Source organism: Microvirga sp. P4_G7 (assembly GCF_056401005.1).
In genome coordinates this window covers 1-8450 of record NZ_JBFUKD010000100.1, presented here as the reverse complement: position 1 = coordinate 8450, position 8450 = coordinate 1, and the positions used below count along the sequence as shown (strand labels likewise).

10 protein-coding genes are annotated in these 8450 nt (G+C 62.0%); 7 read left to right on the top strand and 3 right to left on the bottom strand.

What is annotated here, in order from left to right:
- Nucleotides 1-120: 120 nt before the first annotated feature.
- Genes AC1DT3_RS07025 through AC1DT3_RS07015 form a run of 3 tightly spaced genes read right to left on the bottom strand, consistent with a single transcriptional unit; the run spans nucleotide 121 to nucleotide 3354 of the window.
- Nucleotides 121-738, bottom strand: coding sequence for a DUF2585 domain-containing protein (locus AC1DT3_RS07025; RefSeq protein WP_477464537.1), 618 nt, complete (start codon nucleotides 736-738; stop codon nucleotides 121-123).
- Between the two features lies 1 nt (nucleotide 739).
- The gene (glcE, locus tag AC1DT3_RS07020) at nucleotides 740-1924 is read right to left on the bottom strand and encodes a glycolate oxidase subunit GlcE (RefSeq protein WP_477464536.1); all 1185 of its coding nucleotides are present in this window, start codon (nucleotides 1922-1924) and stop codon (nucleotides 740-742) included.
- A complete protein-coding gene (locus AC1DT3_RS07015; RefSeq protein WP_477464535.1) occupies nucleotides 1921-3354 on the bottom strand; it encodes an FAD-linked oxidase C-terminal domain-containing protein in 1434 nt (477 codons plus the stop codon). The genes glcE and AC1DT3_RS07015 overlap by 4 nt, the downstream gene beginning before the upstream one ends.
- 242 nt (nucleotides 3355-3596) lie before the next feature.
- Here AC1DT3_RS07015 and AC1DT3_RS07010 point away from each other — a divergent pair, with 242 nt between their 5' ends.
- The 7 genes from AC1DT3_RS07010 to AC1DT3_RS06980 all read left to right on the top strand — a co-directional run bounded on the left by AC1DT3_RS07010 (nucleotide 3597) and on the right by AC1DT3_RS06980 (nucleotide 8383).
- A complete protein-coding gene (locus tag AC1DT3_RS07010; protein WP_477464534.1) occupies nucleotides 3597-3983 on the top strand; it encodes a c-type cytochrome in 387 nt (128 codons plus the stop codon).
- Between the two features lie 33 nt (nucleotides 3984-4016).
- Entirely contained in the window at nucleotides 4017-4796 is a 780-nt protein-coding gene (locus AC1DT3_RS07005; RefSeq protein WP_477464533.1) for a (Fe-S)-binding protein, read from the top strand.
- Complete coding sequence (locus AC1DT3_RS07000) at nucleotides 4793-5320, top strand: DUF6653 family protein (protein ID WP_477464532.1); 528 nt, start codon at nucleotides 4793-4795, stop codon at nucleotides 5318-5320. Before AC1DT3_RS07005 ends, AC1DT3_RS07000 begins: the two co-directional genes overlap by 4 nt.
- Entirely contained in the window at nucleotides 5320-6759 is a 1440-nt protein-coding gene (locus AC1DT3_RS06995; protein ID WP_477464531.1) for a LutB/LldF family L-lactate oxidation iron-sulfur protein, read from the top strand. The genes AC1DT3_RS07000 and AC1DT3_RS06995 overlap by 1 nt, the downstream gene beginning before the upstream one ends.
- A complete protein-coding gene (locus AC1DT3_RS06990) occupies nucleotides 6756-7427 on the top strand; it encodes a LutC/YkgG family protein (RefSeq protein ID WP_477464530.1) in 672 nt (223 codons plus the stop codon). The genes AC1DT3_RS06995 and AC1DT3_RS06990 overlap by 4 nt, the downstream gene beginning before the upstream one ends.
- Before the next feature lie 9 nt (nucleotides 7428-7436).
- Complete coding sequence (locus tag AC1DT3_RS06985) at nucleotides 7437-8003, top strand: putative glycolipid-binding domain-containing protein (RefSeq protein WP_477464529.1); 567 nt, start codon at nucleotides 7437-7439, stop codon at nucleotides 8001-8003.
- Nucleotides 8004-8104: 101 nt separating this feature from the next.
- Nucleotides 8105-8383 (top strand): (2Fe-2S)-binding protein, encoded by a 279-nt coding sequence (locus tag AC1DT3_RS06980; protein ID WP_477464528.1) that lies wholly within the window; start codon nucleotides 8105-8107, stop codon nucleotides 8381-8383.
- Nucleotides 8384-8450: the final 67 nt, after the last annotated feature.

The following is an 8450-nucleotide window of genomic DNA, read 5'->3' as shown; positions in this document are numbered from 1 at the left end:
GGTCGGGCAGGTCGCGGTGCAAAATCCGCAATGGACGCAGGTTCGGAGAATTTTCTCCGAACTCGCCATTGCCGGTTCTTTCAACAATTCGGGCGCAAAATTCGTCTGCATCGTGACCGCTCAAACCGCCGATTGCCAATGGTCGATCGCCGCGACCGGATGGATCAGCATGATGACGTTGAGAAGAAGATTGTCGCGGATCATGTACCCCACACCGACTTCCATGACGATTGCGGCAAGCACCGTCAGCCAGACAGGCCAATACCAAGCGAGCCAGAAGCCTATCATCATCGCGATGATGTCGGACACCGAGTTGATGACGCTGTCGCCAAAATAATCGAGCGCGATGGTGGTGGCGCGATAGCGCTCGATGATGACCGAGCTGTTCTCGGCGATTTCCCACGCGCATTCGATGCCGACGGCCAACAGGAACGCGATTCCGAGCGGAATCGGGCGTCCGGCGATGCGCCCGATCAGCCACGCGCCGGCGTAGAACAGGAATCCGTGGATGATGTGGGAGAACGTATACCAATCGCTCAGATGCTGCGAGTTCTCGGAGCTTTTCACGACGCCGTGCCAAAGCTTGATTTCGCCGCACTTGCAGATGGGAACGCGACCCATCGACAAAAGAATGACGGCCGTCAGCGCGACGAGCCCGAAGGCGATTCCGCCGTAGAGCGCGATCGCTCGCCAGTCGGTTCCGCTCTCGTTCTTCCCGATCGTGGCAGTGCCCGCCATCCTAAACTCCCGCATACATACGGCCAGGATTGAGAATCCCGGCCGGGTCGAACGACGCCTTGATGCCGCGTGAAAGGTCCATCAAGGCATCGGACTGCGGTTCGAGCACGTCCACCGACGCGCGCACCGCCTCAGGGGCCTTGATCAGGGTCGCGTGGCCGCCGAAGGTCCGTGTCGCCTCGCGGATCAGGCCCGCTCCGGCATCGCCCTTCGTCGGCGTCGAAACCCACAAAAGGCCGCCGCCCCAATCGTAGAACCAGCGCGCCTCGCGGGCTTTGGCCACATGGGCGGCGATATCCGGTCCGCGCGTCGGCGCCGTCGAAATGCGCCAAATCGCATGGTCGCTCCGGTCGAGCATGAAAGTCGCATCGCGAACGGATGCCCAGGTCGCTTCCGCGGCCTTCCCTTCAAGGATGTCGCCGGCGTCGAAATGCTTCATGAGTCGGCGCAGCTCCGTGAGCCTGTAGTCGACCGAGACCGAAAACCCTTCGAGCCGGATCAGCGTACGCGCGCCCTGCAGGTCCGCCGCCGGAAGATGCGCCGCGCCCGTGATGTCGAACGGAGACCCGAGAGCATTGGAGAGAGCGTCGATGGCGCGCCTGTCGTCGAGGCCGCGCAGCACGAGGGTCGCCATCCGCTCGCGTTTTGGGAGAACTTTGAACGTCACTTCGGTCAGCACGCCGAGCGTACCCCACGACCCAGCGAGCAGCTTTACGAGATCGAGGCCGGTGACGTTTTTCATGACGCGCCCACCCGATTTTACGACCTCGCCGCGTCCGTTGACGAACCGGACGCCGATCAGACTGTCGCGTGCCGCGCCCACCATGATGCGTCGCGGACCGGACAGATTGAGTGCGGCCACCGCGCCGATCGTCGGATCGCCTCGCGTCTCGAGCAGCGGGCCGTAATCCATAGGCTCGAACGGCAATTCCTGTCCGTTCGCGGAAAGCGTCTCGACAATGGACGACACCGGCGTCCCGGCATGAGCGGCGATCACGAGCTCCGCCGGCTCATAGAGCGAAATTCCACTCAACGCCGCGGTCGAGAGCACCGCGTCCGGCGTCGTYGGACGTCCGAGTTTCGCCTTGGTATCCTGTCCCGCGATGCGGAGAGTCTGCTTCTTGCCGAAGGCTTCGGCAATCATCGTTGCCGCGTCTTGTTCGTCGCGGGGCGTTTGAACAGTCACGCGCCGAACCTCCCCTCGAGAGGGAAGACTTTTGCCGGGTTGAGCAACCAATGCGGATCGAAGATCGCGCGGACACGCATCTGCTGAACGAGGTCGACGTCGTTGAACTGAAACGTCATCAGATCACGCTTTTCGATCCCGACGCCGTGTTCTCCCGTCAGGCATCCTCCGACTTCGACGCACAACTTCAAGATTTCCTCTCCCACATGCTCGGCCTTTTCCATCTCGCCGGGCTTGCTTGTGTCGAACATCACGAGCGGATGCAGATTGCCGTCTCCGGCATGAAACACGTTCGCGACGCCGAGGCCCTGTGATTTGGCGATTTCATCGATCCGCTTGAGCACATAGGGGAGTTGCCCCGTCGGGATCGTACCGTCCATGCAGATGTAGTCGGCGACACGGCCGGTCGCTCCGAATGCGGATTTGCGGCCTTTCCAGATCGCCGCGCTCTCGGCTTCCGACTGCGATACCTTCACGGTCTTTGGCTTGAAGGGTTCCGCGATCGCGACGATTCGCCGGAGCATATCGTCGATCTCGGTGTCTGAGCCCTCGACTTCGACGATCAGCATCGCCTCGACGTCGAGCGGATATCCCGCATGGGCGAACGCTTCGCAGATCTTGATGGCCGGGCGGTCCATGTATTCCAGAGCGACGGGGATGATGCCGGCGCCGATGATGGCGGCGACGCAGGCGCCCGCGTCTTCGACGCGTTCGAAGCCGAATAGAGCCGGACGCGCGCCCTCGGCGCTACGCAGAATGCGCACCACCGCCTCCGTGACGATGCCGAGTTGTCCCTCCGAACCGGTGATCAGGCCGAGCAGATCGTAACCGGCACTGTCGAGATGATCCCCGCCGAAGGTCACGATGGTTCCGTCGAGAAGCACCATCGTCACGCCGAGCAGATTGTTGGTGGTGACGCCGTATTTGAGACAATGYGCGCCACCGGAATTCATGGCGATGTTGCCCGCGATCGTACAGGCGAGCTGGCTCGAGGGGTCGGGTGCGTAGAAAAATCCTTCGTAGGAAACCGCCTGGCTGATGGCGAGATTGGTGATGCCGGCTTCCACCTGCGCCGCCCGGTTGGCGAAATCGATGTGGAGTACGCGGTTCATCTTGGCGACGCCGAGCACGATGGCGTCTTCTTGCGGGATCGCACCGCCGCAAAGGGACGTACCGGCTCCGCGAGGCACGACTTTCACGCCGTTCTCATTGCAATAGCGCATGATCGCGGCGACTTCGGCCGTCGATGACGGCAGCACCACCGCCAGCGGAACCTGGCGATACGCGGTCAGTCCATCCGTCTCGAACGCCCGACGCTCGTCCCGCGTCGTGATCAGCGCTTCGGGTGCGACCAGACCGGCAAGTCCGCGAAGGATTTCCTCACGGCGCGCGAGGATGGCCTCGTCCGGCTGCGGAAATGCGATTCCCATGGCGTCTCCCTCAAAGAACGGTTGCTTTCGGCGATCTCGTCCCGCTTTAGGTTCTAGAGCGTGATCAGCAAAAGTGGAATGCGGTTTTGCGCCTGATCACGCTCTATCTTGGGAAGGTTGCGTGCCCCCCGCCGAACCGGTCCCGCGGCGGCGGATCGTGCACGAGCCTTCCCTGCCGCTTTTCCAACATTGTAGAATGCCTCTAAGATAGTTTTTTCCGTCGAGGTCAGGAGCCCCGTAAGATGCGTCTATTCGCCCTCTCAGCCGCTTTCGTCGTTGCCGGGTTCGGTTCAGCCGAGGCCCAGGACGTTGCGGCAGGCGAAAAGGTCTTCATGCAATGCAAGGCCTGCCACCAGATCGGGGAAGGCGCCAAGAACACCGTCGGGCCGGTGCTCAACGGCGTGATCGGGCGTCCCGCGGGAAGCTACGAAGGCTACAGCTACTCGGTCGCCAACAAAGAATCGCATTTGGTCTGGGACGAAGCGACGTTTCGAGATTACATTCAAGACCCGCGCAAGAAGATCCCGGGCACGAAAATGATCTATGTGGGGGTCAAAGACGAAAGGAAGGTCAACGATCTCTTGGCCTACCTCAAACAATTCAACGCCAACGGTCAAAAGACGAATTGACCCGCACGGTCATCGCTAGCCAGGATCTTCTGCGTGTCTCAACACCCTCGAACTCCCCGCGTCGGCCTCTTCGTGACCTGCCTCGTCGACTTGATGCGGCCCTCCATCGGCTTTGCCGCGGTAAAACTCCTCGAGGATGCCGGGTGTCATGTGGATGTTCCGGTGCAAACCTGTTGCGGTCAGCCGGCGTACAATTCGGGGGATCGCGCCACGACGCGCGCCCTCGCCGAGCAGGTCATCGAAGCTTTTCGCGGATACGAGTACGTCGTCGTGCCGTCGGGATCGTGCGGGGGCATGATCAAGACGCATTATCCGGAGCTTTTCGCCGACGACCCCAATTGGCGCCGGGAGGTCGATGAACTCGCCTCGCGGACCTACGAGCTGACGAGTTTCCTCGTGGACGTCCTCGGCGTGACCAAAGTCGACGCGACCTTCGAGGGCACCGCCACCTACCACGATTCCTGCGCCGGCTTGCGCGAACTCGGAGTCCAGACGCAACCGCGCCGATTGCTGGCGAGCGTTGCCGGTCTGAAACTCGTCGAGATGAACGAGAGCGACGTCTGTTGCGGTTTCGGCGGCACTTTTGCCGTCAAGTATGGCGATATCTCCGACGCGATCGTTACGGCGAAGGAAAAGAACATTGAAGCCGCCGGCGCGCCGACCCTGCTCGCGGGCGATCTCGGATGCCTGATGAACATGGCCGGCAAACTGACGCGCGACGGGAAATCCATCGCGGTTCGCCACGTTGCGGAAGTCCTCGCCGGGATGACCGACGAACCACCGATCGGCGCCGAAAGGAAATCCACACCGTGACCGACCATGCCAACGCGACGGCGCAACTGTTCAAGATGGACGACAAGGCATGGGAGCGGCATGCGAACCCGTGGAGCGTCTGGACCCGGATCGCGTCTCTGCCGATCCTGCTTCTGGCGATCTGGAGCCATGTCTGGCTGGGAATTTGGGTCGTCGTTCCCATCGCGCTCGTGATGCTCTGGCTCTGGTTCAACCCGCGCCTTTTTCCGCCCCCTGCATCGACCGACACCTGGAGTGCCAAGGTCACCTTTGGCGAACGCGTCTCGATGAATCGCAAGACCGTTCCGGTCCCGAGCCATCATGTAAAGGTCGCGCACATCCTGATCGGCATATCCGCAATCGGCTTCATCGTGGCGATTGTCGGTGCCGTCATGAACGACTTGCTCCTGACCGTGTCCGGCGGCCTTGTCGCGTGGTTTGCGAAAATGTGGTTCTGCGATCGCATGGTCTGGCTCTTCGACGACATGAAAGACAAGCATCCGCCTTACGCCGCTTGGATTCGTGACGGGAAGGAAAAAACCTGATGACGGTCCATTCCACCTCCCCCAATTTCAAGCGGAACGCCGAACGGGCGCTGCACGATACGCAGCTGCAAAAGGCCTTGGGAAACGTCAAGCAAGGCTTCATCGACAAACGGTTGAAGGCAGTCGGCAAGCTGCCCGAATTCGAGGATCTGCGCGACTCGGCGCGGGACATCAAGAACCATACGCTGCGCCATCTCGACCTCTATCTCGAGACCTACGAGCAGAAGGTGAAGGCCGCCGGCGGCCACGTTCATTTCGCGCGGGACGCGAAGGAAGCCCGCGAGATCGTTCTCGCATTATGCAGGCAGGTGAACGCGCGGACCGTCACCAAGGGCAAGTCGATGATCTCCGAGGAGATCGAGGTCAACGCCCACCTCGAGGCACACGGCATCACGCCTGTGGAAACGGATCTGGGCGAGTACATCATTCAGCTGCGGCACGAGATGCCGAGCCACATCATCGCGCCGGCCGTACACCTGAACGCCACGCAGGTGGAGCAGGATTTCCGCCGGCTGCACAAGGACCTCGATCCCAAGCGCGATCTCTCCCAGCCGGTGCAGCTTTTGACCGAAGCGCGCAGCATTCTGCGCCAACGCTTTCTGACGGCGGACGTCGGCATCACGGGCGCCAACTTCCTGATCGCCGAGACGGGCACGTCCGTCATCGTCACCAACGAAGGCAATGGTGATCTGACCCAGATGCTGCCCAAGACCCATATCGTCCTGGCCTCTATCGAGAAGGTCGTCCCGACCCTGGAGGATGTGAGCCAGATCCTGCGGGTCCTCGCGCGCTCGGCGACGGGCCAGGACATTTCCGTGTATACGACGTTCTCCACCGGACCGCGGCGGCAGGAGGATCTCGACGGTCCGGAAAACTATCACGTCGTGCTGGTCGACAACGGGCGCTCGGCCATGCTCGGCACCAGTTTCGAAGAGATGCTCCGCTGCATCCGCTGCGGCGCCTGCATGAATCATTGCCCGGTCTATCATGCCGTTGGTGGGCATGCTTACGGCTGGGTCTATCCCGGCCCCATGGGGGCGGTTTTGACGCCCTCGCTGATCGGCGTCGATCAGGCCGGCCATCTTCCCAATGCATCGACGTTCTGTGGCCGGTGCGAGAGCGTCTGCCCGGTGCGTATTCCGCTCCCCAAACTGATGCGTCACTGGCGCGAGCGGGAATTCGAGCGGCATTTGACGCCGGCGACAGTTCGGTCCGGCCTCGCCTTTTGGGGCTTTTTCGCCAAGAGGCCTGCGCTGTATCGCCTGGCAACTCGCGCCGCCATGGCGTCCCTTGCCTTGGCAGGGCGCAAATCAGGGCGCTTTTCGTGGCTTCCCTTCGCGAAAGGGTGGACCAAGGGGCGCGACTTCCCGGCCCCGCAGGGCGACACCTTCCAGGCTCGCTGGAAACGGGAGAGACAGTCCAGAAAGGGCGGCGCATGAGTGCGCGGGACGATATCCTCGGCAATATCCGCCGCTCCCTCGGGGTGACCGGGCGCGAAAGCATCCGCGCGCAGATCGCCGCCGAGCGGATCGAGCGAGCGCCCAAGGGCGTGATTCCTGCCCGTGGCCAGGTCCCCGGCGATAAACGACTCACCGTGTTCTCGACCCAGGCCGAGGCGGCACTCGCCACGGTGACCGAAGTCGCGTCGCCGGCCGACGTTCCGCAGACGATTGCGGCCTTCCTGCGCGATCACAATCTCCCTGCGACCCTGCGCATGGGCCAGGATCTGCGCCTGAAGGCGATGCCGTGGAGCGATACGGCTCTTGAAGTATCGGAGGGAGTCAGCAGCGGCGGCGATCTGAACGCGGTCAGCCACGCGTTCGGCGGGGTCGCCGAAACCGGTTCGCTCGTGATGATCTCGGGACCGGAGAATCCCTCGACCCTCAACTTCCTGCCCGACAATCATATCGTCATCGTGTCCGAGAAGGACATCGCCGGCGATTACGAGGCGGTCTGGACCAAGATCCGGTTCGCCTTCGGCAAGAGCGGCATGCCCCGTACCGTCAATTGGATCACCGGTCCCTCGCGCTCGGGCGACATCGAGCAGACGATGTTGCTCGGCGCCCATGGTCCGCGGCGGCTCCATATCATCGTGGTGCGAGAATAGGCGGAGCCGATGCCGTCCTCCTTCATCTTCCGCACCCTTCGCTGGGCTGCCTGGGAAAGTTCCGACGCCGGGCTGGAGCACGTCGAGATTTCGCCGGCGGATGGCGGGATCGACGTGGCGGGCATGGTGATCGGCCGATCGGACGATGCGAAATTCGCCCTCGCCTACCGCCTTTCCATCGATTCCGATTGGCGGATCCGTGAGGCGCGCCTCAAGACGGCGGCAGGACGCGGCCTGCATCTCGAATCCAATGGCCAAGGCACCTGGTGGGAAAACGGAACCGAGCGGGAGGACCTGCAGGGTTGTATCGATATCGACATCCAGGCGACACCGCTCACCAACACCTTGCCGATCAGGCGGCTCGCCCCCAAACGCGGCGAAACGGTCGACATCCGGCTCTGCTACGTGGACGTCCCGGAGCTGAAAACCTCGCCCCGTGAACAACGCTACACGGCGATCGAACCCGGTGCGCTGTTTCGATTCGAGAGCCCGTCGCACGACTTCACCGCCGACCTCCCAGTCGATGAAGACGGCTTCGTGCTCGATTACCCGGGCTTGTTCCGCCGGCTCCCGTGAGGCCGCGACAACCCGGCGCAACCGCGAGCCTTGGCAGCGGCTGAAAAATTCGCTAAGTCTCTGATAGATCTATAGTTTTTAAGAGTTCTAAACTACTCTCCATGATCGTTTGTTCTTGCAACATCCTCTCAGACGGCGATGTCAAAGCTTGTCTGACGCCGGGTCCTGATTGTCCGCGCACAGCGGCGCAGGTCTATCGCTGCCTTGGTTGCAGCCCCAATTGCGGGCGTTGCGCCAGAACCATTCGCGCGATCATGGATCAGGCGCTGAGCGTAGCGAGCGAACAGGCCACTTGCAGCCGCGGATGCTGCCCACTTTCAGCGGCAAAGCCCGTTGCCGACCACGACGTGCAACAAGAAATTCCCTTGCTCAGTTTATAACTCTTCTAGATAATGCGCGTCCGACCAAACGGCGGCTTCAAGGCCGCTGCGCCGACGCGAGGATTGT

Excerpts from the sequence above, each read along its gene's own strand:
- AC1DT3_RS07010 (WP_477464534.1), top strand. The coding sequence starts at position 3,597 with ATGCGTCTATTCGCCCTCTCAGCCGCTTTCGTCGTTGCCGGGTTCGGT.
- AC1DT3_RS07025 (WP_477464537.1), bottom strand. The coding sequence starts at position 738 with ATGGCGGGCACTGCCACGATCGGGAAGAACGAGAGCGGAACCGACTGG.
- AC1DT3_RS06995 (WP_477464531.1), top strand. The coding sequence starts at position 5,320 with ATGACGGTCCATTCCACCTCCCCCAATTTCAAGCGGAACGCCGAACGG.
- AC1DT3_RS06980 (WP_477464528.1), top strand. The coding sequence starts at position 8,105 with ATGATCGTTTGTTCTTGCAACATCCTCTCAGACGGCGATGTCAAAGCT.
- AC1DT3_RS06990 (WP_477464530.1), top strand. The coding sequence starts at position 6,756 with ATGAGTGCGCGGGACGATATCCTCGGCAATATCCGCCGCTCCCTCGGG.
- AC1DT3_RS06985 (WP_477464529.1), top strand. The coding sequence starts at position 7,437 with ATGCCGTCCTCCTTCATCTTCCGCACCCTTCGCTGGGCTGCCTGGGAA.